Source organism: Streptomyces sp. NPDC028991, from assembly GCF_055564775.1.
In genome coordinates this window covers 138,259-162,711 of record NZ_JBVHVP010000016.1, presented here as the reverse complement: position 1 = coordinate 162,711, position 24,453 = coordinate 138,259, and the positions used below count along the sequence as shown (strand labels likewise).

24 protein-coding genes are annotated in these 24,453 nt (G+C 71.7%); 6 read left to right on the top strand and 18 right to left on the bottom strand.

Annotated features, from left to right (window positions below; translation table 11 throughout):
* Positions 1 to 184: 184 nt before the first annotated feature.
* From ACZ4V1_RS27095 to ACZ4V1_RS27065, 7 genes are all read right to left on the bottom strand, one after another.
* Positions 185 to 985: a DUF3159 domain-containing protein gene (locus tag ACZ4V1_RS27095; protein ID WP_468340700.1), complete on the bottom strand. Its 801-nt coding sequence runs from the start codon at positions 983 to 985 to the stop codon at positions 185 to 187.
* Between the two features lie 3 nt (positions 986 to 988).
* The gene (locus tag ACZ4V1_RS27090) at positions 989 to 1,387 is read right to left on the bottom strand and encodes an OB-fold nucleic acid binding domain-containing protein (RefSeq protein WP_468340697.1); all 399 of its coding nucleotides are present in this window, start codon (positions 1,385 to 1,387) and stop codon (positions 989 to 991) included.
* Positions 1,388 to 1,541: 154 nt separating this feature from the next.
* Positions 1,542 to 2,225, bottom strand: a complete 684-nt coding sequence (locus ACZ4V1_RS27085) for a response regulator (protein ID WP_468340694.1) — start codon at positions 2,223 to 2,225, stop codon at positions 1,542 to 1,544.
* Positions 2,222 to 4,768 carry an ATP-binding protein gene (locus ACZ4V1_RS27080; RefSeq protein ID WP_468340691.1) on the bottom strand — a complete coding sequence of 849 codons (2,547 nt, stop codon included), beginning with the start codon at positions 4,766 to 4,768 and terminating at the stop codon, positions 2,222 to 2,224. The genes ACZ4V1_RS27085 and ACZ4V1_RS27080 overlap by 4 nt, the downstream gene beginning before the upstream one ends.
* A 584-nt stretch (positions 4,769 to 5,352) precedes the next feature.
* A complete protein-coding gene (locus tag ACZ4V1_RS27075; RefSeq protein WP_468340689.1) occupies positions 5,353 to 6,105 on the bottom strand; it encodes a DUF3710 domain-containing protein in 753 nt (250 codons plus the stop codon).
* A 1-nt stretch (position 6,106) separates the two neighbouring features.
* Entirely contained in the window at positions 6,107 to 6,667 is a 561-nt protein-coding gene (dut, locus tag ACZ4V1_RS27070; protein WP_468340686.1) for a dUTP diphosphatase, read from the bottom strand.
* A complete protein-coding gene (locus tag ACZ4V1_RS27065) occupies positions 6,664 to 7,248 on the bottom strand; it encodes a PaaI family thioesterase (RefSeq protein ID WP_055419815.1) in 585 nt (194 codons plus the stop codon). Before ACZ4V1_RS27065 ends, dut begins: the two co-directional genes overlap by 4 nt.
* A gap of 57 nt (positions 7,249 to 7,305) precedes the next feature.
* Here ACZ4V1_RS27065 and ACZ4V1_RS27060 point away from each other — a divergent pair, with 57 nt between their 5' ends.
* Complete coding sequence (locus tag ACZ4V1_RS27060; protein ID WP_468340683.1) at positions 7,306 to 7,767, top strand: DUF3093 domain-containing protein; 462 nt, start codon at positions 7,306 to 7,308, stop codon at positions 7,765 to 7,767.
* Between the two features lie 12 nt (positions 7,768 to 7,779).
* Here ACZ4V1_RS27060 and ACZ4V1_RS27055 read toward each other — a convergent pair whose 3' ends face one another.
* From ACZ4V1_RS27055 to ACZ4V1_RS27040, 4 genes are all read right to left on the bottom strand, one after another.
* Positions 7,780 to 8,730, bottom strand: a complete 951-nt coding sequence (locus tag ACZ4V1_RS27055) for a hypothetical protein (protein ID WP_468340680.1) — start codon at positions 8,728 to 8,730, stop codon at positions 7,780 to 7,782.
* A 13-nt stretch (positions 8,731 to 8,743) separates the two neighbouring features.
* Positions 8,744 to 9,040, bottom strand: coding sequence for a DUF4193 domain-containing protein (locus ACZ4V1_RS27050; RefSeq protein ID WP_003993510.1), 297 nt, complete (start codon positions 9,038 to 9,040; stop codon positions 8,744 to 8,746).
* Positions 9,041 to 9,446: 406 nt separating this feature from the next.
* Entirely contained in the window at positions 9,447 to 10,691 is a 1,245-nt protein-coding gene (locus ACZ4V1_RS27045; RefSeq protein WP_468340677.1) for a sensor histidine kinase, read from the bottom strand.
* A gap of 6 nt (positions 10,692 to 10,697) precedes the next feature.
* Entirely contained in the window at positions 10,698 to 11,351 is a 654-nt protein-coding gene (locus tag ACZ4V1_RS27040; RefSeq protein ID WP_003993508.1) for a response regulator transcription factor, read from the bottom strand.
* 470 nt (positions 11,352 to 11,821) lie between these two features.
* Between ACZ4V1_RS27040 and ACZ4V1_RS27035 the strand changes: the two genes are divergently transcribed.
* The gene (locus tag ACZ4V1_RS27035) at positions 11,822 to 11,995 is read left to right on the top strand and encodes a hypothetical protein (RefSeq protein ID WP_279564697.1); all 174 of its coding nucleotides are present in this window, start codon (positions 11,822 to 11,824) and stop codon (positions 11,993 to 11,995) included.
* Positions 11,996 to 12,686: 691 nt separating this feature from the next.
* On the opposite strand, the gene ACZ4V1_RS27030 is transcribed toward ACZ4V1_RS27035, so the two are convergent.
* Together ACZ4V1_RS27030 and ACZ4V1_RS27025 are read right to left on the bottom strand one after the other, a co-directional pair.
* On the bottom strand, positions 12,687 to 13,505 hold the full coding sequence (locus ACZ4V1_RS27030; RefSeq protein ID WP_468340674.1) for an inositol monophosphatase family protein: 819 nt from the start codon (positions 13,503 to 13,505) through the stop codon (positions 12,687 to 12,689).
* 8 nt (positions 13,506 to 13,513) lie between these two features.
* Entirely contained in the window at positions 13,514 to 14,641 is a 1,128-nt protein-coding gene (locus ACZ4V1_RS27025; protein ID WP_468340671.1) for a ferrochelatase, read from the bottom strand.
* A 173-nt stretch (positions 14,642 to 14,814) separates the two neighbouring features.
* On the opposite strand from ACZ4V1_RS27025, the gene ACZ4V1_RS27020 reads away from it, so the two are divergent.
* Together ACZ4V1_RS27020 and ACZ4V1_RS27015 are read left to right on the top strand one after the other, a co-directional pair.
* A complete protein-coding gene (locus tag ACZ4V1_RS27020; RefSeq protein ID WP_468340669.1) occupies positions 14,815 to 16,071 on the top strand; it encodes an MFS transporter in 1,257 nt (418 codons plus the stop codon).
* Positions 16,040 to 17,350: a D-arabinono-1,4-lactone oxidase gene (locus ACZ4V1_RS27015; RefSeq protein WP_468340713.1), complete on the top strand. Its 1,311-nt coding sequence runs from the start codon at positions 16,040 to 16,042 to the stop codon at positions 17,348 to 17,350. Before ACZ4V1_RS27020 ends, ACZ4V1_RS27015 begins: the two co-directional genes overlap by 32 nt.
* Here the strand turns inward: ACZ4V1_RS27015 and ACZ4V1_RS27010 are convergent.
* Complete coding sequence (locus tag ACZ4V1_RS27010; protein ID WP_468340666.1) at positions 17,274 to 18,140, bottom strand: hypothetical protein; 867 nt, start codon at positions 18,138 to 18,140, stop codon at positions 17,274 to 17,276. The genes ACZ4V1_RS27015 and ACZ4V1_RS27010 overlap by 77 nt on opposite strands.
* Positions 18,141 to 18,611: 471 nt before the next feature.
* Here ACZ4V1_RS27010 and sepH point away from each other — a divergent pair, with 471 nt between their 5' ends.
* Positions 18,612 to 19,676 carry a septation protein SepH gene (gene sepH, locus ACZ4V1_RS27005; RefSeq protein WP_468340663.1) on the top strand — a complete coding sequence of 355 codons (1,065 nt, stop codon included), beginning with the start codon at positions 18,612 to 18,614 and terminating at the stop codon, positions 19,674 to 19,676.
* Positions 19,677 to 19,972: 296 nt separating this feature from the next.
* On the opposite strand, the gene ACZ4V1_RS27000 is transcribed toward sepH, so the two are convergent.
* Positions 19,973 to 20,824 (bottom strand): sulfurtransferase, encoded by an 852-nt coding sequence (locus ACZ4V1_RS27000; RefSeq protein WP_468340660.1) that lies wholly within the window; start codon positions 20,822 to 20,824, stop codon positions 19,973 to 19,975.
* Between the two features lie 237 nt (positions 20,825 to 21,061).
* Between ACZ4V1_RS27000 and ACZ4V1_RS26995 the strand changes: the two genes are divergently transcribed.
* Positions 21,062 to 21,901 carry a VOC family protein gene (locus tag ACZ4V1_RS26995; RefSeq protein ID WP_468340657.1) on the top strand — a complete coding sequence of 280 codons (840 nt, stop codon included), beginning with the start codon at positions 21,062 to 21,064 and terminating at the stop codon, positions 21,899 to 21,901.
* Here the strand turns inward: ACZ4V1_RS26995 and ACZ4V1_RS26990 are convergent.
* From ACZ4V1_RS26990 to ACZ4V1_RS26980, 3 genes are all read right to left on the bottom strand, one after another.
* Positions 21,890 to 22,540, bottom strand: a complete 651-nt coding sequence (locus tag ACZ4V1_RS26990; RefSeq protein ID WP_468340654.1) for a thymidine kinase — start codon at positions 22,538 to 22,540, stop codon at positions 21,890 to 21,892. The two genes, ACZ4V1_RS26995 and ACZ4V1_RS26990, sit on opposite strands and share 12 nt — an antisense overlap.
* 69 nt (positions 22,541 to 22,609) lie before the next feature.
* Positions 22,610 to 23,803 carry an alkaline phosphatase family protein gene (locus ACZ4V1_RS26985; protein ID WP_468340651.1) on the bottom strand — a complete coding sequence of 398 codons (1,194 nt, stop codon included), beginning with the start codon at positions 23,801 to 23,803 and terminating at the stop codon, positions 22,610 to 22,612.
* The gene (locus ACZ4V1_RS26980) at positions 23,803 to 24,399 is read right to left on the bottom strand and encodes a DUF5998 family protein (RefSeq protein ID WP_468340710.1); all 597 of its coding nucleotides are present in this window, start codon (positions 24,397 to 24,399) and stop codon (positions 23,803 to 23,805) included. Before ACZ4V1_RS26980 ends, ACZ4V1_RS26985 begins: the two co-directional genes overlap by 1 nt.
* Positions 24,400 to 24,453 lie beyond the last annotated feature (54 nt).

The following is a 24,453-nucleotide window of genomic DNA, read 5'->3' as shown; positions in this document are numbered from 1 at the left end:
GGGGGGGGCGAGGTTGGGGGGGGAGGGGGGGGAGGCTTTTTGTGGGGGAAGGAGGACGAACGGAGAGAGGAGAGAAGGACGGGGGGGGGGGGGGGGGCGGTGGTCCCCCCCCCCCCCCCCCCCCCCCCCACCGTCGTACGGTCGTCGGCCCTTGACGTATGGCGTCGGTCCTCGGCCTGTGGCGTCAGTCCTTGCGGTGCCTGCCGCCGCGTGCGGCGTCCACGGCGGGCTCCACGGATGCGCCCTCCAGGGCCTCGCGCTCGGCCTTCTCGCGCTCCGCCTTCTCCTCCGCGGCCTTCTCGGCCTTCTCGGCCGCCTCCATCTCCGCGAACACGTCGATGGGGGCCGGCGCCTTCGCCAGGAACACCCAGGTCAGCCACACGGCGAGCAGGAACGGCGGGATCTTCAGGGTGACCAGGACCCACCCGAGCTGCTCGGTGTCGGCCCACCAGTACAGCGGGAAGAGGATCGCGCTCTTGCCGAGCAGGATCAGACCCCAGGCGTAGCTGGCCTTGGTGTACGCCTTCTTGCGGCCCGGGTTGCGGGTGCGCCAGGAGAGGTTCTCCTTGAAGACCGGGCCGAGAATCAGGCCGATCAGCGGTACCCCGGCCAGCGAGGTGACGATGTACGCCATGGCCAGGCCCAGGGTGTAGAGCATGCCCGGCAGGTAGAAGTTCTTGGCGTTGTCGGTCATCATCGCGAAGACCACGCCGAAGGCGACGCCGAAGACCCCGCTGAAGGCGTGCTTGACGGTGTCCTTCATCGCCAGCCGGACCACGACCAGCACCAGCGAAACGGCCAGCGCGGCGATCGCCGACATGTGCAGGTCGTTGTTGAGCGTGAAGATGGTGACGAAGAGCAGCCCCGGCAGCACCGTCTCGACCATGCCCCGCACGCCGCCGAACGCTTCGAACAGCGCGGCCTCCGTCACCGCCCGGGCGTCGTCCGCTTCCGTCTCTTCGGTCGGCTTGTCGAGCGACGTCACCGGCTACTCCCGTCCGAGGGGTCTCAGTTCGTATTTCGGGTTGAAGAGCACCCGGCGGCCCCGGCTCATCGAGATCCGGCCCGATGCGATGAGCTTGCGCCCCGGCTCTATGCCCACGATCGAGCGTCTGCCCAGCCACACCACGTCCAGGGCGGCGGAACCGTCGAAGAGCTCGGCCTCCAGCGCCGGGACGCCCGCACGCGGTCGCAGGGTGACCGTGCGCAAGGTACCAGTAACCGACACGATCTGCCGGTCCTGACAGTCACAGATGCGGGTGCAGCCGGCGGTGTCGGCGTCCTCGCGCAGTTCCTCCGACTCCAGGTCCTCCTGCGACGAGGAGAGCCGGTCGAACATGCGCCGGAACCGGCCCACCGGCTTGTCGGGACGCGGAGCAGCACTCATATCTGAAGCGTACCGGGGCGCGCCGACAGCCAGACACCCTCTTCGGGCCGGTATCGCGAGGCTCACTCTCCGCACGCCTCGCTTCCCCGTCCCGCCCGTCACCCGCTCACTCCTCCGCCCCGCCTCCCGCTCACTTCTCCGCCCCGCCTCCCGCTCACTTCTCGAAGCGGTACCCCATGCCCGGCTCGGTGACGAAGTGCCGCGGGTGTGCGGGGTCCGCCTCCAGCTTGCGGCGCAGCTGCGCCATGTAGACCCGCAGGTAGTTCGTCTCCGTCCCGTACGACGGCCCCCACACCTCCTGCAGCAGCTGCTTCTGGCTGACCAGGCGACCGGTGTTGCGCACCAGCACCTCCAGCAGATGCCACTCGGTGGGGGTGAGCCGTACGTCCTTCCCGCCCCGGTTCACCTTTTTCGCGGCCAGGTCGACGGTGAACTCCGCGGTGTCCACGACCACGTCGTCCTCGCCGCCCGGGACCGGCTCGGCCCGGCGGACGGCGGCGCGCAGCCGGGCGAGCAGTTCGTCCATGCCGAAGGGCTTGGTGACGTAGTCGTCGGCGCCCGCGTCGAGCGCCTCCACCTTCTCGTCCGAGGACTGCCGCGCGGAGAGCACCAGGATCGGCACCCGGGTCCAGCCGCGCAGCCCTCTGATCACCTCGACACCGTCCATGTCGGGCAGGCCCAGGTCCAGGACGATCACGTCCGGGTGGCGGGCGGCGGCGAGCTGGAGGGCGGTGGCGCCGTCGTGGGCGGCGTCGACCTCGTAGTGCCGGGCCTTGAGATTGATCACGAGGGCACGCACGATCTGCGGTTCGTCGTCGATCACGAGCACCCGGGTCATCGGGCGGCCTGCCTTTCTGCTGTCGTGAGATGGGGGGCGCGGGCGGGTGATCCCGCCGCGCGGAGGGTGAGCACCATCGTGAGGCCGCCGCCGGGGGTGTCCTCGGCGTTCAGGGTGCCGCCCATCGCCTCGGCGAAGCCGCGGGCCACGGCCAGGCCGAGCCCCACGCCGGCGCCGCGCGGGGCGTCACCGTAACGCTGGAAGGGCTCGAAGATGCGGTCCTTGGCCTCGTCCGGCACCCCCTGCCCCCGGTCGACGACCCGTACCTCGACGCGGTCCGCGAGGGCGCTGGCGGCGACCAGGACGGTCCGGCCGCCGGGGCTGTACTTGACGGCGTTCTCCACCAGGTTGGCCATCGCCCGCTCCAGGAGACCGGCGTCGACGGCGGCCATGGGGAGGGTCTCGGGGACGTCCAGCTCGACGCTCCCCTCGGGCACCCCGCCGAGCGCCATGGGCACCACCTCGTCGACGTCGATCTCGCGGATCAGGGGCGTGACCGTGCCGGTCTGGAGGCGGGACATGTCGAGCAGGTTGCCGACCAGGTGGTCGAGCCGGTCGGCGCCCTCCTCGATGCCCTCGAGCAGTTCCGCCTCGTCCTCCTCGGACCACGCCACGTCGTCGGACCGGAGGCTGGTGACCGCCGCCTTGATCCCGGCGAGCGGCGTACGCAGGTCGTGGCTGACGGCGGCGAGCAGCGCGGTGCGGATGCGGTTGCCCTCGGCCAGCGCGCGGGCCCGGTCGGCCTCCTCGCGCAGGCGCCGCCGGTCCAGGACGACGGCGGCCTGGTTGGCGAAGGCGGCCAGTACCCGGCGGTCCTCGGCGGGCAGGACCCGGCCGGACAGCGCGAGGGCCATGTGGTCCCCGACCGGCATGTCCACGTCCGCGTCCTCCGGGCGCCGCACCGGCGGCCCCGTCCCGGCCCGGCCGGCGCAGGTCCAGGGCGCCACGTCGCCCTCCCGTTCCAGCAGGGCGGCCGACTCCATGCCGAAGGTCTCGCGGACCCGTTCCAAAAGCGCCTCCAGGCTGGTCTCGCCGCGCAGGACGTTGCCCGCGAGGAAGGAGAGGATCTCGGACTCGGCGCGGAGCCGGGCGGCCTGGTGGGTGCGGCGGGCCGCGACGTCGACCACGGAGGCCACGGAGAGCGCCACGCCCACGAATATGGCGAGTGCAAGCATGTTCCTGGGGTCGGCGATGGTGATCCGGTTGACCGGGGGTGTGAAGTACCAGTTCAGGAGAAGGGACCCGACCGCGGCCGAGGCGAGCGCCGGGTACAGTCCGCCGAGCAGGGCCGCGGCCACGGTCAGCGCCAGGTAGAGCAGGACGTCGTTGGCGAGGCCGAGGTGGACGGTGTTCAGCAGCAGCGTCAGCAGCACGGGCCCGCCGAGTCCCGCGAGCCAGCCCCACACGATCCGGGAGCGGCCGAGCCGCGCACCCCTGGCCACCGGCAGTCCGCGGCCCTTGGCGGCCTCCTCGTGGGTCACGATGTGGACGTCCAGGTCGGCTCCGGACTCGCGGGCGACCGTGGCGCCGACGCCGGGACCGAAGACGTACTGCCAGGCCTTGCGGCGCGAGGAACCGAGGATGATCTGGGTGGCGTTGACGCCGCGCGCGAAGTCGAGCAGGGCGGCCGGTATGTCCTCGCCGAGCACGTGGTGGAAGGTGCCGCCGAGGTCCTCCACCAGGGTGCGCTGCACCGCGAGTTCCTTCGGGGAGGCGGAGGTCAGCCCGTCACTGCGGGCTATGTAGACGGCCAGCACCTCACCGCCGGCGCCCTTCTCGGCGAGGCGCGCGGCCCGCCGTATCAGCGTCCTGCCCTCGGGGCCGCCGGTCAGGCCGACCACGATGCGCTCGCGCGAGCCCCAGATCTTCGACACGCGGTGCTCGCTGCGGTACTGCTGCAGGTACTCGTCGACCCGGTCCGCCACCCACAGGAGCGCGAGTTCCCGCAGGGCGGTGAGGTTGCCGGGCCGGAAGTAGTTGGAGAGGGCGGCGTCGACCTTGTCCGGCTGGTAGACGTTGCCGTGGGCCATGCGGCGGCGCAGTGCCTGCGGTGACATGTCGACCAGTTCCACCTGGTCGGCACGCCGCACCACCTCGTCCGGCACGGTCTCCTGCTGCCGCACCCCGGTGATCGACGCCACGACGTCGCCGAGCGATTCGAGGTGCTGGATGTTGACGGTCGAGATCACGTCGATCCCGGCGGCCAGCAGCTCCTCCACGTCCTGCCACCGCTTGGCGTTGCGGGCGCCCGGGATGTTGGTGTGGGCCAGCTCGTCCACCAGCGCCACCCGGGGGGCGCGGGCCAGCACCGCGTCCAGGTCCAGCTCCGTGAAGACCGCGCCGCGGTGCTCCAGCTCCCGGCGCGGCACCTGCTCCAGGCCGTGCAGCAGCACTTCGGTGCGCGACCTGCCGTGGTGTTCCACGAAGGCCACCACGCAGTCGGTGCCCCGTTCCGCGCGGCGGTGCGCTTCGGACAGCATCGCGTACGTCTTGCCGACGCCCGGCGCCGCGCCGAGGTAGATCCGAAGCTTGCCACGTCCCATGGCCTCATTGTCTTCCGGTCAACGCTGATCGCGCAGCGTCGACCCTACGGCGAGCAATCCCGACAAATCAGGGCGGGGGACGGGATGCGGGTGCTCTTTGACGGAACCCTGACGTCCGCGGCCGTCATGACTTGGCACTCGCTCGGTTACGAAAGCTGCGGCGACCGTCTGTGGTGTCCAGTGGCGCGGGGGTGTCCAGCGGCGCGGGCATGTCCAATCGGCGCGGGCATGTCCAGTGGCGCGGGCATGTCCAGTGGCGCGGGGATGTCCAGTGGCGCGAGGATGTCCGGTGGCGCGGTTCGTGGGCGGCGACCAGGACGGTGGCTCTCCCCTCATGGCCAGGGCGGCCTCGGGTGCCCCCGGCCCCGGGCAACGACCCGCCGCGGCTCCACCACGGCGTGCCGGTCTCCGCGTACGGCCGGCCGGTGGGATCGTCGGCCCGAACAGCGACGGAGCTGTCGGCGAGAGCCTCACGAACGCGTGCCGCTCCACTCGGCGGCCCGGCCCGGATCACCACCGGTGCCCCAGTACGGCAGGAGGGCCGCGTCCCGTACGGGACGCGGCCCTCCGTTGGGAGTCGTTGCCTAGCGGACCTCGGTGATCTCCGGTCCGCGCTGGAGCTGGCCCATGCCGCCGGAGAAGCGGGAGCCCTCCTCCTGCTGGACGCCCTCGGGGACCATCTGCGCGTCGTTCGGCAGCTTGAGGACGATCGGGTCGCGGGGGGCCATCGGGCCGTCACCGCGGACCACGACCGTGTCCCGGAAGATCTGCTCCAGCAGACCGGCGGCCTGGGGCTGCACCGCGCCCTGGCCCGAGATCACTCCGCGCAGGAACCAGCGGGGGCCGTCCACACCGACGAACCGCACGACCTGGAAACCGCCCGTGCCGTCCGGCAGCTGCACCGGCACCTGGGCCCGCAGCTCCCAGCCCAGCGGGCCCTCGACCTCGTCGATGATGCCACCCTGCTGGGTGATGCCGGAGCCGATCTCCTCGCGCACCTCGCCCCAGATGCCCTCCCGCTTGGGCGCCGCGAAACCCTGCAACTGGATGGCGCTGTCGCGCAGCACGACGGTCGCGGCGACGATCGCGTCACCCGCGACCTCCACGCGCAGTTCCATGCCGTCGACTCCGGGTACGAACAGGCCGCCCAGGTCCACCCGGCCCTCCGCCGGGTCGCGTACCTCGGTGCTGTCCCAGGGCCCGTCGGGCCGCGGTTCGGGCTCGAGTCGCACGCGCTCGCGCTCTTCGTCCGCCTCGGTGTCGACGCTGTCGACGACCTGCTCGGTCTCGCCGGCCGCGTCCTCGGCGGCATCCCTCTTCTTGCGACGTCCGAACACGTCACTGTCCTTCCCGGTCGGATACGACCGAAGCGTATCGATTCCCACCCGTCGGGCCGCCTTCGGCGACCTGACCGCTTGTGCCGCTTGCACGGTCCGTTCCGGCGTGGCCGCCGGTGGACCCGAAGCCCCCTCCGGCCCGCGCCGAGTCGGGAAGCTCCGCGACCTGGCGGAAGCGGACCCTCTCGACCTGCTGGACGACCAGTTGGGCAATCCGGTCGAAGCGCTCGAACCGCACGGTCTCGCGCGGGTCGAGATTCACCACGATCACCTTGATCTCCCCACGGTACCCGGCATCAATCGTCCCCGGGGCATTCACGAGGGCGACACCGCAGCGGGCGGCCAGCCCGGAACGTGGATGCACGAAGGCCGCGTACCCCTCCGGGAGCGCCACAGACACGCCCGTGGGCAGTACGGCCCGCTCGCCGGGAGCGAGTTCGCAGTCGGCGGTGGTGCGCAGGTCGGCGCCCGCGTCGCCGGGCTGCGCGTACGCGGGAAGCGGTACGTCGGGGTCGACGCGGCGGATCAGGACCTCGAGGTCCGGCCTGGACTCCCGGCTCACGGGTTCACCTCGAAGGCGCGGGTGCGGCGGACCTGGTCCGGGTCGTCCATGGCGGCGCGGATCTCCTCCTCGCGGCCGTGGTCGACGAAGTGATCGATCTTGACCTCGATGAACAGCGCGTCGGCGCGCACGGCCACCGGTCCGTCGGGGCCGCCGATCCGGCCGGTGGCGGTCGAGTAGATCTTCCGGCCGGCCACGGCGGTCACCTCGGCCTCCAGGTGCAGCGTCGTGTCGACGGGCACCGGCCGCAGGAAGTCGGTCTCCAGCCGTCCGGTCACCGCGATCGTGCGCAGCAGCCAGTTCAGCGAACCGAGGGTCTCGTCCAGGGCCGTGGCCAGCACGCCGCCGTGCGCCAGTCCGGGGGCGCCCTGGTGGGCGGGCTGCACGGTGAACTCGGCGGTGATCGACACGCCTTCGCCCGCCCGCGCCTGGAGGTGCAGTCCGTGGGGCTGGTCGCCGCCGCAGCCGAAGCACTGGCCGTAGTGCGCGCCGAGCAGTTCGCCGGGGGCGGGCGCGTCGGGGTGCCGTACGGGTTTCACGGCGTCGGCGGGGGGCTGAAGACCTGGGGAAGTACCACTCACAGGCGCAGACCTTACCCGCGCGTCGGCCGAACACCGATACCGTGCCAAGCTTGGTTCATGCAGCTCTCCACCGCCCCGTACGAAGAACGCCTCACCGCGCCCCGCTCCTGGTGGCTGGTCTCCTTCCTGGTGGGGCTCTCGTTCGCCCTGATCCTGCTGCCCTTCGGCACGCTGCCGATGCTGGGCGGCCTGGCCGGCGGGACGGCGGTGGCGGCGGTGGCCGCCAGTTCGTACGGCGCGGTCCGCATCCGTGTGGTGGGGGACTCGCTGATCGCGGGCGAGGCGAAGGTGCCGGTCTCGGCGTTGGGCGAGGCGGAGATCCTCGACCCGGAGGAGGCCCGCGCCTGGCGCACCCACAAGGCCGACACCCGCGCCTTCCTGCTGCTGCGCGCCTACATCCCGAGGGCCGTGCGCGTGGTGGTCACGGACCCAGAGGACCCGACTCCTTACCTGTACCTGTCGACCCGCGAGCCGGAGCGGCTGGTGGAGGCCCTGACCGCGGCGAAGGCCGCGGCGTAGCGCACGCGCGGGTCAGTGTCCGTCGTCCCCTCCGGGACGGCGGCTGAGCCCTTTGGGGTCGAATCCCTTCGTGAGTGCGCCCATGTCCAGCGCGTCCCGCGGTCCCTCCAGCGCCGGGAGTTCGCCGAGAGCGCTCCACGGCACCTGCTTCCCGCGCAGGTCCGTCCGGATTCTGGTGGCCAGCTTTCTGGTGTCGTGGCGGTTCATGACGGCGCCGACGGCCGCGCCCACCATGAAGGGCATCAGGTTCGGCAGGTCACGCACCATCCGCTTCATGATCTGCTGACGCAGCTGGCGCTTCATGTGGCTGTTCATGGCCGAGCCGAGAGTCGACGGCTTGGACACGTCGACGCCGCGCTCGTCCGACCAGGAGTTCAGGTAAGCGGTGCTGCGCTGCGCGAGGTTGCCGGGCGGTCGTACGCCGTAGACCTCGTGGAGTTCGGCGATCATCTTGAGTTCGATCGCCGCGACGCCGGTGATCTCGGCGGCCAGTTCCGTGGGCATCGCGGGCGGTACGGGCATCATCGCGGCCGCGCCGATGCCCGCGCCGACGGTCGCGGTGCCCTTGGCGGCGCCCGCCACCAGCCGGTCTGCGAGCTCCTCGGGTCCCAGGCCCGGGAACTGCCTGCGGAGCGTCGCCAGGTCCCGTACGGGCACGCGCGGGGCCAGGTCGATGATCCGGTCTGCGAGGTGCGCCAGGGCGGCCCTGGCGCGCTGGCCGCCATTGCGGACGCCCTGTCCGGCCTTGCGCCGGAACGCCGCTGCCCGGCGCCGGGCAGCGGGTACCGGCGGCTCCGCGGTCGCCGGGAGGTCACCCCGGTCGACCACTGATTCGAGCGAGGCCGTCCCCGTATCGGTCGGGCCCCGCTCGTCGTCACGCGCTCTGTAGGGACCGTCGGACGGTCCTTGGTCCGCTCCCCGCCGGGAGAAGCGGCGCTTCCAGGGAGGGGTCGAGCCAGTCACGGCCGACCCCGCCTCAGTCGCAGTCGCGGCAGATCGGCTGGCCGTTCTTCTCCCGGGCCAGCTGGCTGCGGTGGTGCACCAGGAAGCAGCTCATGCAGGTGAACTCGTCCTGCTGCTTCGGAAGTACACGGACGGCCAGTTCCTCGTTCGAGAGGTCGGCGCCGGGAAGTTCGAGGCCTTCCGCGGCCTCGAATTCGTCGACGTCGACGGCCGAGGCGGACTTGTCGTTCCGCCTGGCCTTCAGCTCTTCGAGGCTGTCCGAGTCGACGTCGTCGTCGGTCTTGCGTGGAGTGTCGTAATCGGTTGCCATGGTCGCTCTCCCCCTCTGGGTGTCTGCGGGTGTCTCCAGCGCACGTAACGCGTGAGAGGCCGGACTTGTGCCCGACCTGAGGCGGAGATTTTGCCTCACATCAAGGTCTGTTACTCAATCGACACCCAACCGGACCCCTCATGAGTGATCGGCTTGGATGGCGATGGGGACCGTACACGGTCCTAATACCGCACTTCAAAGGCGTCCCACCGTGTACTTCCCGTGATCAGGACCCCTGAAAACCGGGATTTTCCCGGCTTTCCGACAGGGTGCATGATCACCGAGAGTGAATAGCAGGAAAACCTTCGCTGTGATCGATCACACAGGCGACTCCGGGGCCGATGGCCTGCGAATTCCGCTCAAAGCGAACATCCTTGGGTCTCGGCGAGATGTCGGGGTCATGATCTCAGACTGGCAGCGTCACTCGCATCACGAGCCCTCCGCCCTCGCGCGGCTGTGCGTAGATGTGGCCGCCGTGCGCCCGGGCCACGGACCGGGCGATGGACAGGCCCAGGCCGACGCCCTTGTCGCTGCCCGTGCGCTCGGTGCGCAGCCGCCGGAACGGCTCGAAGAGGTTGTCGATCTCGTACGCCGGCACGACCGGGCCCGTGTTGGTGACCACGAGGACCGCCTGACTGTTCTCGACGGCGGTGGTGACCTCCACCCAGCCCTGTTCGGCCACGTTGTAGCGCACGGCGTTCTGCACCAGGTTCAGGGCGATGCGCTCGAGCAGGACGCCGTTGCCCTGGACCACGGCGGGCTCGCGGGCTCCCCGGATCTCGACGCCCTTGGTGTCCGCCTCGGCACGTACCTGGTCGATGGCCTGGCCGGCTACCTCGGCGAGGTCCACCGGCTTGCGCTCGACGATCTGGTTGTCGCTGCGGGCCAGCAGCAACAGGCCCTCGACGAGCTGCTCGCTGCGTTCGTTGGTGGCCAGCAGCGTCTTGCCGAGCTGCTGGAGCTCCACCGGGGCGTTCGGATCCGACAGATGCACTTCCAGGAGGGTGCGGTTGATCGCCAGCGGCGTGCGCAGCTCGTGGGAGGCGTTGCCGACGAAGCGCTGCTGGGCGGTGAAGGCCCGTTGCAGCCGCTCCAGCATGTCGTCGAAGGTGTCCGCCAGCTCCTTCAGCTCGTCGTCCGGGCCGTCCAGCTCGATCCGCCGGGACAGGTCGGAGCCCGCAACAGCGCGCGCGGTGCGGGTGATCCGGCCCAGCGGCGACAGGACGCGTCCGGCCATGGCGTAGCCGAAGGCGAAGGCGATCACGGCGAGGCCGAGCAGGGCCAGCAGCGAGCGGCTGAGCAGCCGGTCCAGGGCGACCTGGCGCTGGTGGTCGATGCAGTCGCTGATCGCGGCGTTGAACTGCGACAGCGACAGATTGCCGTTGGTGACTCCGGGACAGTCGTTGCTCGCGACCTGGAGGTCCTGGAAATCGACGATCTTGTAGAGCGGCTGGTTGCCGGTGCGTACCGCCTGGGCGGCGAGCAGGTAGATGATCGACAGCAGCAGTATGCCGGCGATCAGGAACATGCCGCCGTACAGCAGCGTGAGCCTTATCCGGATGGTGGGCCGCAGCCACGGCAGCGGGGTGGCCGACCGCGGGTCCCAGGTGGGCTTCGGAGGCGCCCCGGGGGGCGCGGGTGTCGTCGCCACGGTCGATCAGATCCGGTAACCCGAGCCGGGGACGGTGACGATGACGGGCGGCTCGCCCAGCTTGCGGCGCAGGGTCATCACCGTCACGCGCACGACGTTGGTGAACGGGTCGGTGTTCTCGTCCCAGGCCTTCTCCAGCAGCTGCTCCGCGGAGACGACCGCGCCCTCGCTGCGCATGAGCACCTCCAGCACGGCGAACTCCTTGGGGGCGAGCTGTACCTCCTTGCCGTCCCGGAACACCTCTCGGCGGTTCGGGTCGAGCTTGATGCCGGCCCGCTCCAGGACGGGCGGCAGGGGCACGCTGGTGCGCCGGCCCAGGGCGCGCACGCGCGCGATGAGCTCGCTGAACGCGAAGGGCTTGGGCAGGTAGTCGTCGGCGCCGATCTCCAGGCCCTCGACCCGGTCGCTGACGTCGCCGGAGGCCGTGAGCATCAGCACGCGTGTGGGCATGCCCAGCTCGACGATCTTGCGGCAGACGTCGTCGCCGTGTACGAGCGGGAGGTCGCGGTCGAGGACGACCACGTCGTAGTCGTTGACGCCGATGCGCTCCAGGGCGGCCGCACCGTCGTACACGACGTCGACGGCCATGGCCTCCCGGCGCAGTCCGGTGGCCACCGCATCGGCGAGCAGTTGCTCGTCCTCGACGACGAGTACGCGCACGTCGCTTGTCCTTCCTGTGTCCACCCGCGTAGCGCTTCTCGGGCGCACGAGGGCAGGGGGCTGGTGGGTGTGTTGCCTCCATCCTGCCCTTTTCGGCCATAAGTCGGCTGTAAGGCGGGGGAGACCGGCGCCGGCCCGGCGGCGAGCCGACGGCGAACCCGGAGCGGACCGCGCCGGTCGGGACGGCCCGGGAAGACGGCGGACGCGGGAATGCGAGATTTTCTCTCACGGTTGAGGTTTCCGCGGAAGGGAGTGGGGGGAGGACGGCTTTACACCCCGCGATCACGCTCTGCCTGTACCGCGTTACCGCGCGGTATGCCGCGGTCCGCTTCCGCAGAGCGGGCGTGGGTGTCCGGCACCGCCGCCGCCCGGCAGGGCAGCGCTGGGCACTCCACCGGAGACGTGATCGTCCCTTTCGAACGGCACACCCCCGTGCCACCGACCCACGACCCAGGACGAGGGGGCGCAGCATGGACGCTTTCACCGCAGGACTTCTGCAGCGCATAAAGACGACCGAGTCCGACCTGTCCCGGGCCCGCGACGAGGGGGACGAGTTCCTCGTCGAGGTGGAGCTGGGAGAGCTCGACGATCTGCGCCGTCTCGCTGCCGAGCACGGTGTGGAGGTCGGCGCGACCAGCGTCTGATCTGCCCGTGAACGACAGGCCCCGGCGGGATCCAGCGCCGGGGCCTCGTCGTGCGTGTCGCCTTCCGCCGGTGATCGGTTGGAGACGTCGGCGGTGATCGAGGGGAAGGCGTCGCCGGGGCGGAGGCGCCTGGGCTTGCGTGAGTGCTCAGTGCCTGGGCGTGTCTGAGTGCCTGGGGGCCTGGGTGTGCCTGAGTGCCTGGGGGCCTGGGCGTGTCTGAATGCCTGGGGGCCTGGGCGTGTCTGAATGCCTGGGGGCCTGGGCGTGTCTGAATGCCTGGGGGCCTGGGCGTGTCTGAATGCCTCGGTGCGCCTGGCGGCACCAGCGTGCCGAGCGGGCAATGGCGCCTGGCGGCGCGAGGGGAGCCTGGCGATCCCGATACCGCGATACGGGTTCCTGCCATATCCAGCAGTACCAGAGCGTGCCGACCAGCGGCACGGCGCCCAGCAGTACCAGGGGCAAGCAGCAGTACCAGGGGCAAGCAGCAGTACCAGGGGCACCCGGCGGTACCGGCGGCGCCCGGCGGCACCAAACGCCCCGGCGGCACCAAGGGCCCCGGCGGCGCCAGCGTGCCGCCTGGTGCCCGCGCAGGACCGTGCCCTGCCGATCACGCCGCAGACTCGGGAGACCGGCACCCCCTCCGCGCTGATCGGGCGCGCCGCTCTCCCCCGGCCCGATCCGCCGGACAGGCTTACGCGCCGAAGTCCACCAGGAGCCGCTGGAGGGGGCCGAACACGTCCGGGGTGGCGGCGATCGTCAGGTCGCCGGACGGGCGCTCACCGGGGCGTCCGCCGGTCACCGCGCCCGCCTCCCGGGCGATCAGGTCGCCCGCCGCCAGGTCCCAGGGGTGCAGTCCACGCTCGTAGTAGCCGTCGAGGCGCCCCGCGGCCACGTCGCACAGGTCGATCGCGGCCGAGCCGCCGCGCCGGATGTCGCGCACCAGCGGAATGAGCCGCCGCGCGATCTCGGCCTGTTCGGCGCGGACGTCGGCGACGTAGTTGAAGCCGGTGGAGACCAGCGCCTGGTCGAGCGGGGCCGCGGAGCGGCAGGCGAGCCTGCGCTCACCGTCCCAGGCGCCCGTGGCCCAGGCTCCACCGCCCAGTACCGCGTGGTACGACTCGCCCCGCATGGGGGCGACGACCACCCCGGCCACCCGCTCGCCGTCCTGCTCGGCGGCGACGGAGACCGCCCAGGTGGGCAGTCCGTAGAGGTAGTTGACCGTGCCGTCGAGCGGGTCGATCACCCAGCGGACGCCGCTCGTGCCCTCGGTGGCGGAACCCTCCTCGCCGAGGATCCCGTCGTCGGGGCGGCGGTCGGCGATCAGGCCCGTGATCAGCTTCTCGGCCGCGATGTCCATCTCGGTGACCACGTCGATGGGGCTGGACTTGGTGGCGGCGACCGCGAGGTCGGCCGGGCGGCCGTCGCGCAGCAGCTCGCCCGCGCGGTGGGCGGCCTCCTGGGCGATCTTCAGCAGCTCGGTGTGGAGGGGGTCGGGCGTCACGTCGGTCACGGGGCTCCTCACGCGTAGGTGCTGTCGGCGCCCGCGGCGGCGGGGCGGGGGGCGCGGGCGGGGCAGCAGCCGACCGGGCAAAGGTTGTGGCTCGCGCCGAGCGCGCCGAGGGCACACGGTGCTGTCTCCTGCCCGCGCTCGTCGGCGGCCCGCTCCAGGACGAGGTTCCGGACCGCGGCGGCGAACCGCGGGTCGGCGCCGACGGTGGCCGAGCGGCTCACCGGCAGTCCCAGCTCCTGCGCCTTGGCCGTGGCCTCCGTGTCGAGGTCGTACAGGACCTCCATGTGGTCGGAGACGAAGCCGATGGGCGCCATCACCACGGCGGGGACGCCGGCCGCGTGACGCTCCTCCAGGTGGTCGCAGATGTCCGGCTCGAGCCACGGGATGTGCGGGGCGCCGGACCGCGACTGGTACACGAGCTGCCAGGGGTGGTCGACGCCGGTGCGCTCGCGGACGGCGTCGGCGATCACCTGCGCCACGTCCAGGTGCTGGCGTACGTACGCCCCGCCGTCACCGTGCTCCTCGACCGGGCCGGAGGTGTCCGCTGCCGAGGTGGGGATCGAGTGGGTCGAGAAGGCGATGTGCGCGCGGTCCCGGACCTCCTCGGGCAGCTCGGCGAGGGACCGGACGACTCCGTCGACCATGGGCTCGACGAAGCCCGTGTGGTTGAAGTAGTGCCGGAGCTTGTCGATCTCCGGCAGCTCCAGTCCCTCCGCCTCCAGGGCGGCGAGCGCGTCCGCGAGGTTCTCGCGGTACTGGCGGCAGCCCGAGTACGAGGCGTAGGCGCTGGTGGCCAGGACGAGGACGCGGCGGCGGCCGTCGCGGACCATCTCGCGCAGGGTGTCCGTCAGGTACGGCGCCCAGTTGCGGTTGCCCCAGTAGATCGGCAGGTCCAGGCCGTGCTCGGCGAAGTCCTTGCGGAGGGCGTCCAGCAGGGCGCGGTTCTGGTCGTTGATGGGGCTGACCCCGCCGAAGAGGAAGTAGTGCTGACCGACTTCCTTGAGGCGTTCCTTGGGGATGCCGCGCCCGCGCGTCACGTTCTCCAGGAACGGGACCACGTCGTCCGCGCCCTGCGGGCCGCCGAACGAGAGCAGGAGCAGGGCGTCGTAGGGGCTGGCATCGAGCACGTCTGGCATGTCTCGATCCTGCCACCCGGCACTGACAGCGGGAAAACGGCGGGGTGCCGACCGTGCGTTTCGCCAGGTTCGCGGGGCTGTTTCCGGGCGGTCGGCCGAGTAAGCTGTATCGACTGCGTTCGCACCTTACTAAGCCACTTCTGAGCTGTCACTGAGCCGTTCCGGAGACCTCGTTGCCCAGCCCCTACCGCGCCCTGTTCGCCGCCCCCGGCACCAAGGCCTTCTCGACCGCGGGCTTCCTCGGCCGAATGCCCCTGTCGATGATGGGCATCGGCGTGGTGACGATGATCTCGCAGCTCACCGGGCGGTACGGACTGGCCGGGGCGCTGTCGGCCACCATCGCGCTCGCCGCCGCCGTGGCCGGACCCCAGGTCTCCCGCCTGGTGGACCGGTACGGCCAGCGACGGGTGCTGCGCCCGGCGACCCTCGTGTCGCTCACCGCGGCGGCCGTGCTGCTGCCGGCCGCGCACTACGGATGGCCGGACTGGGTGCTGTTCGTCGCCTGTGTCGGCATCGGCTGCGTGCCGAGCCTCGGCGCGATGGTCCGGGCCCGCTGGGCGGCCCTGTACCGCGGGACCCCGAAGTTGCACACCGCGTACTCCTTCGAGTCCGTGGTGGACGAGATCTGCTTCATCTTCGGGCCGATCATCTCCATCGGCCTGTCCACGGCCTGGTTCCCGGAGGCCGGGCCGCTGCTCGCCGCCTGCTTCCTCGCGACCGGCGTCTTCTGGCTGACCTCGCAGCGCGCCACCGAGCCGGCGCCGCACCCGCGCGAGCACAAGGGCGGCGGCACCGCGTTGCGCTCCCGGGGGCTCCAGGTCCTGGTCACCACGTTCGTGGCGACGGGCACGATCTTCGGAGCCATCGACGTGGTCACCGTGGCCTTCGCCGAGGAGGAGGGGCACAAGGCCGCCGCCAGTCTGGTGCTCGCCCTGTACGCGGCGGGGTCCTGCACGGCGGCCATGGTCTTCGGGCTGCTGCGCTTCGCCGGGCCGCCGGAACGTCGCTGGCTGCTGGGCGTCTGTGCGATGGCCGTGAGTATGATCCCCCTCCTACTGGTCGGAAACCTGCTGTTTCTGGCCGCGGCGCTGTTCGTTGCGGGTCTGTCCATCGCTCCCACGATGATCACGACGATGTCCCTCATCGAAGAGCACGTACCACGCACGCAGCTCACCGAGGGCATGACCTGGGTGAGCACCGGCCTCGCGGTCGGGGTCGCGCTCGGCTCCTCCGCGGGCGGCTGGGTGATCGACGCCTCCGGGGCGCGTGCGGGGTACGGGGTTCCGGCGGTGGCCGGGGCCGTCGCGGTCGCGGTCGGTTTCCTCGGGTACCGCCGGCTCAAGCGGCCGGATCCGCGTCGGGGAGGGACCGTTGAGCAGTACACGCACGGCGAGCGGGATGACGAGCGGGAAGAACGGCACATGGCGTAACTGGGGCGGCAACGTCTCCGCGCGCCCCACGCGGGAGGTCACTCCCGCCTCCGTGGACGAACTGGCCGAGGCCGTTCGCCGGGCGGCCGAGGAGGGACAGCGGGTCAAGGCCGTCGGAACCGGGCACTCCTTCACGTCCATAGCCTCGACGGACGGTGTGTTGATACGCCCTCAACTGTTGACCGGCATCCGCAGTGTTGATCGCGGCGCCATGACGGTCACGGTCGAGGCCGGCACGCCGCTCAAGAGGCTCAACCTCGCCCTCGCTCGGGAGGGTCTGTCGCTGACGAACATGGGCGACATCATGGAACAGACCGTCGCCGGGGCCACCAGTACCGGCACCCACGGTACGGGGCGCGACTCGGCCTCGATCGCCGCCCAGATCCGGGGCCTGGAACTGGTCACGGCGGACGGCTCGGTGCTGACCTGTTCCGAGCAGGAGAATCCCGAGGTGTTCGCCGCGGCCCGGATCGGCCTGGGCGCGCTGGGCGTCGTCACCGCGATCACCTTCGCGGTGGAGCCGATCTTCCTGCTCACGGCCCGCGAGGAGCCGATGCCCTTCGACCGGGTCCTCGCCGACTTCGACGAACTGTGGACCGAGAACGAGCACTTCGAGTTCTACTGGTTCCCGCACACCGGCAGCACCAACACCAAGCGCAACAACCGCAGCGCCGGCCCCGATCAGCCGGTGGGGCGGCTCCAGGGCTGGTTCGAGGACGAGTTCCTGTCCAACGGTGTCTTCCAGGCGGCCAACTGGGTCGGCCGCGCGGTGCCCGCCACCATTCCCTCGATCGCCCGGATCTCCAGCAGGGCGCTGTCCGCGCGGACGTACACGGACACCCCCTACAAGGTCTTCACATCTCCGCGCCGGGTGCGCTTCGTGGAGATGGAGTACGCCGTTCCCCGCGAGGCCGTCGTGGAGACGCTGCGTGAGCTGAGGGCGATGGTGGACCGGTCGCGGCTGCGGATCAGCTTCCCGGTCGAGGTGCGTACGGCTCCGGCCGACGACATCGCGCTGTCCACGGCATCGGGCCGCGACAGCGCGTACATCGCCGTCCACATGTTCCGGGGCACGCCCTACCAGGCGTATTTCACCGCCGCCGAGCGCATCTTCACGGCGCACGAGGGGCGGCCGCACTGGGGCAAGATCCACACCCGGGACGCCGAGTACTTCTCCCGGGTGTATCCGCGCTTCGGCGAGTTCACGGCGCTGCGGGACCGTCTTGACCCTGATCGTCTGTTCCGGAACGACTACTTGCGCCGGGTTCTGGGGCCGTAGCCGAGGCGTCGGGGGCCGGGCTCGCGGCGTCTCCGGAGCCGTCGGTTCCGGGGGCGTCCGGGGTGGGCGTCGGCGTCGGACTGGACGCCGTACCGCCGTCCTCGGTGGAGGCGCCGTCCGACGACGTGCCGTCGGCGGTTTCGCCCGGGGCTCCGGACGGGGTGGCCACCGGGGTGTCGCCGCCGGAGCCGGAGTCCTTCGAGCCGTCGGGCCCGCCGGATTCCTGATCGCCCTGGTTGCCCTGGGGGTCCTCTCCGGACTCGTCGGAATCGCCGGAATCCCCCGCATCCGAGGCGGACTTGCCATGACCGGTGAAGGCACTGCCGACCGTGGTGTCGGGGCCGCCGCTCAGGCTCTCGCCGGAGGCGAGTTCGTAGGTGGTGATTCCGGCCATGGTGACGCCGAAGACGAGGGTCGCCGCGATCACCGGGCGCTTCCAGCCCTTGGCTCGCGCGCGGTAGACGGTGCCCTCCGTGAACTCGGTGAACTCGCCGGGAACCGGCGCGGTTTGCCCGCCGCTCCGCACGGCGCCGACGGTGCGCTTCACTCTGAGCTGCTCGCCGGTGCGCTTGAAGAAGTGCTGGAGGACCGAGCCTCCACACGTGGCGACGACACTGATCAGGCCGGCCCCGAGGATCGTGCCGTACACACCGAAGGAGGAGGCGAGTTTCGCGGCCACCACCGCCGCGAGGGCGCTGCCGGCGACCTGGGGCACGCTCAGATCGATTCGCTTGGGCTTCACCTCCTCAAGCGCGTCCGTTTCGCCTGTGCCGTCGGGCTTTTCACGCATCCCCGGACCTTGCCTGTCTTTCCCGTACATGATCGATCAACTGCACGAGAAAGGGACGTGCGGACGAAACCATTAGTTCCGTTTCTGGTGATTCCGTGAAGTACGCCACGCCCAAGATCGCGGAAATCGCACCGGGGCGGCCATGTGCCACTCCTTGCCGGAAGTTGGGCGGCGTGCCAATCCACGCACGTGGCCCGAATGGAGTACTGTTGCGAGCCCTGGGTCCGGTCTCCCGACAGGGGGTTCAGGGCCTTGAAGGACCGCCGGGAGGGGGCTAGTTGCACAGGGTGACGAAGTTGGTCACTTAGCGTTGCGAATAGGTAACCGTGCCATAACGGCGATCCAGGGCCCGTGCCCGACACGCCGGGCAACTCGGCAAGGTTGTGGCAGGCTGCACCCGGGCAGGCCACACTCGACAGAGCGGAAGCAGCGACGCACGTGACGTCGGCAGGCACCACCCGGGAGGTCCCCATGCCCGAACTGCGTGTCGTGGCCGTCTCGAATGACGGCACACGGCTGGTGCTGAAGGCTGCGGACAGCACGGAGTACACGCTTCCGATCGACGAGCGGCTCCGGGCCGCCGTACGCGGCGACCGTCCCCGCCTCGGCCAGATCGAGATCGAGGTGGAGAGTCATCTCCGCCCCCGCGACATCCAGGCGCGTATACGTGCCGGCGCGACCGCGGAAGAGGTCGCGCAGATGGCCGGCATCCCCGTCGATCGCGTACGGCGGTTCGAGGGTCCCGTGCTGGCCGAGCGCGCCTTCATGGCGGAGCGGGCCCGCAAGACCCCCGTCCGCCGTCCCGGCGAGAATTCCGGGCCACCCCTCGGGGAGGCCGTCCAGGAGCGGCTGCTGTTGCGTGGCGCCGACAAGGACACTGCCCAGTGGGACTCCTGGCGCCGCGACGACGGCACCTGGGAAGTTCTGCTTGTGTACCTGGTCGCGGGCGAGCCGCACTCGGCGAGCTGGACGTACGACCCGCCCCGGCGGCTGGTCCAGGCCGTCGACGCGGAGGCACGCACACTGATCGGCGAGTCCGACGACCTCGCCGCGGCCGAGCCCAGCTTCCCGTTCGTCCCGCGCATCGCCCGACTGCCGCGCGACCGGCCGCTGGACCGTTCCCTCGACCGGGAGCAGCGGGAGCGGCCGAGCCTGCCCCCGCCGCCGTCCGAACCGGCCGAGGAGACCACGACCGCGGCCACCGCCTCGGCCGAACGCGAACGCGATTCCCTCACCAGCCTGCTGGAGGCGGTACCGAGCTTCCGGGGCGACCTGGTGGTGCCCGAGCGCGTTCCGGAACCGGCGGAGGAGCCGGTCGAGGAGCCCGAGGTGGAGGAGCCCCCGGCGCCTGCGGCGTCGGCCGGGTCGGCCTACGCGGACGTGCTCATGCCGCGTTCCGTGGCCAGCCACCGCGACCGCCTCACCGGCTCCACCGACCGTCAGGCGGAGGCCGACGGCGTCCGCCCGGGCCGCCGGGCTGCGGTGCCGAGCTGGGACGAGATCGTGTTCGGGACGCGGCGGAAGAAGCAGGAGTAGGGCGGTCTGCGGTGATCGGGGCCGGGGCCGCACCCACGTGCGCGGCACCGGCCCCGATCACCGCGCCGGCCCCGATCACCGCGCCGGCCGGGCGCCGCACCGGGCCCCCTGCGACCGCGGCTTCATCGCACCGCTGCGGACGTGTTTCCCACCACGTCCTCGTCGGCACCGCCCGGCCCGATCCCCCCCCCACGTCCCCCTCGGCACCGCCCGGTCCGATCCCCCATGCCCTCGTCACATGCGTGCGGAGCCGCCCCCACCTGCTCGGAAGTCGGCTCAACCGCTCCTTGCCGGGTCTACTGCGGTTCCGGCCCCACCGCGACCGGTCGGCCCGGATCCGACGACCACTCCGACCACGAGCCCACGTACAGCGCCGCCGGGATGCCCGCCACGGCCAGCGCCAGCACCTCGTGAGCGGCCGACACGCCCGAGCCGCAGTACACGCCCACCGCACCGTCCGCCGTGGCGCCCAACGTCTTGAAGCGCGCCCGCAGTTCCTCCGCGGGCAGGAACCGGCCGTCCGCCGCCACGTTGTCGGTCGTCGGCGCGGACACCGCCCCCGGAATGTGACCAGCGACCGGATCGATCGGCTCGACCTCGCCCCGGTAACGCTCCCCCGCGCGGGCGTCGAGCAGCAGCCCGGTGCGGGCGAGGGCGGCGGCCCCGTCGGCGTCCAGCAGCCCCACCGCACCCGGCTCCGGAGTGAAGTCGCCCTCCGCGGGCGCGGGGACGTCCGTCGACAGCGGCGCCTGCCAGGCCGGCAACCCGCCGTCCAGGACTCGCACGTTCGGGTGACCCGTCCAGCGCAGCAGCCACCAGGCGCGGGCCGCCGCCCACCCCTGCCCGCCGTCGTACACGACTACGGGCCGGCCGGACGACACGCCCGCCCGGCGCATCGCCGCGCCGAACTCCGCCAGGCCGGGCAGCGGATGCCGACCGCGCCCGCCGGGTGCGGAGGCGAGTTCCCCGTCCAGGTCGACGAAGACGGCACCCGGAAGGTGCCCGGCCGCGTACTCGGCCCTGCCGTCGAACGGCGCGGCACCGGCCGCCTTGGCCGTGCTCAGCTGCCAGCGGATGTCGAGCAGGACCGGCGGGTTCCCACCCGCCAGTTCGGTCGCGAGTTCGGATGCGGAGATGATGGCGTTCATGGCCCCATCCTGGCGTACCGAGTGGCCGCCGCGTCGATGTCGGGCTACTCTGCCCGCCGGACAGTACCGATCACGAGGCGTACGGGTTCGGGCACAAGCTGTGCCACCCGGGCAGCCGGGCTGCCCCACGGGCGCGGCCGAAGCGCGCGGCACCGGGTCCGGTGCCGGCATCGGCGCGAAGGTCCGTCAGAGCGGAAGCGGACGCACGGCCCGCGGAGGGCCGAGAAGAGAGTGACGATGACCGACGCACGGGGGTCGGCCGGCCGGAACGGCGAGACGAACGCCCGGCGCACGCCCGGCACACCCTGCTGGGTGAGTCTGATGGTGCACGGGCCGGCCGCGACCCAGGAGTTCTACGGCGCACTGTTCGGCTGGGAGTTCCAGCCCGGCCCGCAGCAGCTGGGCCCCTACGTACGGGCTCTGCTCGACGGGCGCGAGGTGGCGGGTATCGGCCAACTGCCCCCGGACCGGCACCTGCCCATCGCCTGGACGCCCTACTTCGCCTCCGACGACGTCAACCGGACGGCCGAAACGGTACGCTTGTGCGGTGGCACGATCGGCGTGGGCCCGCTGGACGCGGGTGAGGCCGGCCGCCTGGCCATCGGCTCCGACCCCTCGGGCGCCGTCTTCGGCATCTGGCAGGCGGCGGCGCACCTCGGCACGGCCGTCACCGACGTGCCGGGCACCCCGGCCTGGAACGAGCTGATGACCTACGAGTCGGCGAGCGTCGCCAAGTTCTACGAGACCGTTTTCGGCTTCGAGCTGGAGCCGGAGGTCTCCGCCGACCTCGACTACGTGACCCTGTGCCTCGACGGCCGTCCCGTCGCCGGTATCCACGGGGTCGGAAACGCTTTGCCCCGCGACCGGGGGCCGCACTGGGTGACGTACTTCGAGGTGGCCGACGCGGAGGAGTCCCTGGAGCACCTCGCCGATCTCGGCGGGCACGTGCTCAAGCCCGCCCGGGACACGCCTCACGGCCGGGTGGCGATGGTGGCGGACCCGGAGGGGGCGCGGTTGTCGCTGCTGGAGCGCCGTCGGGGCCCGAGCGCGCGGTCCCGGGGTCGCTCAGGCGGGTGATACCGGCAGCACGTCCGGCGACAGCGCCGCCGCGTGGGCCGTCGCGGCGGTGGTACGGCGCCGGTGGTGCCGTCGGCACAGCACCTCGTAGCCGACCTCGTCGGGGGACTGCGCCACGTCGCCGACGACCACCTGGGCGCCCTCGACGACCATGACGCCGCCCACGGTGCGGGCGTTGTGCGTGGCGCGGGCGCCGCACCAGCACAGGGCCTCGACCTGGAGCACCTCGACACGGTCGGCGAGTTCGACCAGGCGCTGGGAGCCGGGGAAGAGTTTGGAGCGGAAGTCGGTGGTGATGCCGAAGGCGTACACGTCGATGCCGAGATCGTCGACCACGCGCGCGAGCTGGTCGATCTGGTCCGGCGTGAGGAACTGTGCCTCGTCCGCGATCACGTAGTCCGCGCGACCACCCTGCGAGAGGTGGTCGACGAGGTACGCGTACAGGTCCTGTCCGTCCTCGACCTCCACCGCGTCGGTGACCAGACCGAGGCGGGAGGAGAGCTTGCCCTCGCCCGCGCGGTCGTCACGGGTGAAGATCATGCCGGCCAGGCCGCGTGCCGAGCGGTTGTGCTCGATCTGGAGGGCCAGCGTCGACTTCCCGCAGTCCATCGTTCCGGAGAAGAACACCAGCTCGGACATGAGGGGTTGAGCACCTTTCGACAGCGGCGGGGCACGGCGGAACCGGGTGGGGCGGGCTGGAGCGGAGAATCAGGAGCGTACTTCGAGCAGGGGGACGAGTTGCTCGGCGGGGGTCATCGAACCGTGGTTGCCGACCATCGCCGATTCCTTCGGCTCCCGCTCGGAGGCGATGAGCAGGACGTCGTCCCGGGCGGCGGCGACTACGTCGCCGATGCGGTCGTACACCCGGTCGTCGATGCGGGGGCCGAACCAACCCGCCGCGACCGCCTCGTCCCGCGACGCCACCCAGAACTGCTCGCCGAGCACCTCGCGCCAGCACGTCAGCACGTCGTTCTGCGCGCCGGGGACGGCGTACACGTGCCGGGCGCGGCCCTCGCCGCCGAGGAGGGCGACGCCCGCCTTCAGTTCCCAGTCGTCGTCGAAGTCGATGCGGTGGTCCTCGTCGAAGGGCACGTCGATCATGCCGTGGTCGGCGGTGACGTACAGAGCGCTGCGCGGCGGCAGCTGTTCGGCGAGGCGCTGGACGAGCCGGTCGACGTGTCCCAACTGGCCGCGCCAGGTGTCGGAGTCGACGCCGAAGCGGTGGCCGGCGCCGTCGACCTCGGCGTAGTACGTGTAGACCAGGGCTCGGTCGGCCCCGGCCAGTTGCTCGGCGGCGCAGTCCATGCGGTCCTCGCCGGACAGCCGTCCGTGGAACGTGCCGCCACTGAGCGCGACCTTCGTCAGCGGGGTGTTCGCGAAGGTCGGGGAGGAGACCTGGGCGGCGCGCACACCCGCCTTGTGGGCGAGGTGGAAGACGGTGGGGTACGGCTGCCAGGCGCCGGGCGCGGTCCACGGCTGCCAGCGCAGCTGGTTCATCAGCGCGCCGGTGGCCGGATCGCGCACGGTGTAGCCGGGCAGGCCGTGGGCGCCCGGCGGCAGGCCGGTGCCGACGGAGGCGAGGGAGGTCGCGGTGGTCGCCGGATAGCCGGCGGTGATCGGGCGTCCGGTGCCGCCGCGCGAGGTGCCCAGCAGCGAGCTGAGGAAGGGGGCGTCCTCCGGGTGCGCCCGCAGTTGCTCCCAGCCGAGGCCGTCGATCAGGAACACGCAGTTCCGGTCGGCGGGGGCCAGCTCCGTGATGCCCGCGGTCATGCCGGGGACGCCGAGGCCGGCGGCCAGGGTGGGCAGCAGGTCGGCGAGCGAGCCCGTGCCGTACTCGGGTACGGGGGCGGAGTCTACGGGGAGGGGCTCCGGGTCGGTTTCCCAGGCGGCGGGCTGGACCATCAGCGGGCGGAGTCCGCGGTCGCTTCGGAGAGGGCCTGGGCGAAGCTGAGCGCCTGGCGCACCGTCTCCGGGCCGTCCCCGGCCTCGCTGACGCGCAGGCTGAGGTCGTCGGCCGTCGAACTGCCCGTGTAGCCGTGGTCGGCCTCGCAGTTGGGGTCACCGCAGGCGGCCGGCTCCAGGTCGATGCGGGAGACGGCGCCCCAGCCGATGGTCAGCACGATCTCGCGGGGCAGCGTGCCCGGCTTGTACTGCTCCGGGTCGGCGACCACGCGGCTGACGACGATGGACGAGATCCGGCCGAGCTTGACGGATTCCGTGGAGGTGGTGGCGTAGGGCGAGGGGGAGGTGTCGTCGGCGGCCTGCTCGTCGGTGTGGCTGACGATGAAGCGGTTGCCGGTGAGCACGAGCACGGTGACGTGCCGGCGCACCTCGTTCTGGTCGAACGTCGTCTCCTGGTGGACCAGGTACGACCTGACGGGCTCGCCGCCCACGGCGGCCTCCACCGCCTCGGCCACGAGGGCCGGGTAGTAGCCGCTGCGCTCGATCGCCGCTCGCAGCCCCTGGGTCGTCGTACTGGTCTTGGCCATGCCGTCCATCCTACGGGGGCGCACTGACTGCGAGGCACGCTCGTGCGGGACCCGCCCCCGGGC

Excerpts from the sequence above, each read along its gene's own strand:
- ACZ4V1_RS27090 (WP_468340697.1), bottom strand. The coding sequence starts at position 1,387 with ATGAGTGCTGCTCCGCGTCCCGACAAGCCGGTGGGCCGGTTCCGGCGC.
- ACZ4V1_RS27085 (WP_468340694.1), bottom strand. The coding sequence starts at position 2,225 with ATGACCCGGGTGCTCGTGATCGACGACGAACCGCAGATCGTGCGTGCC.
- ACZ4V1_RS27080 (WP_468340691.1), bottom strand. The coding sequence starts at position 4,768 with ATGGGACGTGGCAAGCTTCGGATCTACCTCGGCGCGGCGCCGGGCGTC.
- ACZ4V1_RS27060 (WP_468340683.1), top strand. The coding sequence starts at position 7,306 with ATGCAGCTCTCCACCGCCCCGTACGAAGAACGCCTCACCGCGCCCCGC.
- ACZ4V1_RS27050 (WP_003993510.1), bottom strand. The coding sequence starts at position 9,040 with ATGGCAACCGATTACGACACTCCACGCAAGACCGACGACGACGTCGAC.
- ACZ4V1_RS27035 (WP_279564697.1), top strand. The coding sequence starts at position 11,822 with ATGGACGCTTTCACCGCAGGACTTCTGCAGCGCATAAAGACGACCGAG.
- ACZ4V1_RS27025 (WP_468340671.1), bottom strand. The coding sequence starts at position 14,641 with ATGCCAGACGTGCTCGATGCCAGCCCCTACGACGCCCTGCTCCTGCTC.
- ACZ4V1_RS27015 (WP_468340713.1), top strand. The coding sequence starts at position 16,040 with ATGACGAGCGGGAAGAACGGCACATGGCGTAACTGGGGCGGCAACGTC.
- ACZ4V1_RS27010 (WP_468340666.1), bottom strand. The coding sequence starts at position 18,140 with ATGCGTGAAAAGCCCGACGGCACAGGCGAAACGGACGCGCTTGAGGAG.
- sepH (WP_468340663.1), top strand. The coding sequence starts at position 18,612 with ATGCCCGAACTGCGTGTCGTGGCCGTCTCGAATGACGGCACACGGCTG.
- ACZ4V1_RS27000 (WP_468340660.1), bottom strand. The coding sequence starts at position 20,824 with ATGAACGCCATCATCTCCGCATCCGAACTCGCGACCGAACTGGCGGGT.
- ACZ4V1_RS26995 (WP_468340657.1), top strand. The coding sequence starts at position 21,062 with ATGACCGACGCACGGGGGTCGGCCGGCCGGAACGGCGAGACGAACGCC.
- ACZ4V1_RS26990 (WP_468340654.1), bottom strand. The coding sequence starts at position 22,540 with ATGTCCGAGCTGGTGTTCTTCTCCGGAACGATGGACTGCGGGAAGTCG.
- ACZ4V1_RS26985 (WP_468340651.1), bottom strand. The coding sequence starts at position 23,803 with ATGGTCCAGCCCGCCGCCTGGGAAACCGACCCGGAGCCCCTCCCCGTA.
- ACZ4V1_RS26980 (WP_468340710.1), bottom strand. The coding sequence starts at position 24,399 with ATGGACGGCATGGCCAAGACCAGTACGACGACCCAGGGGCTGCGAGCG.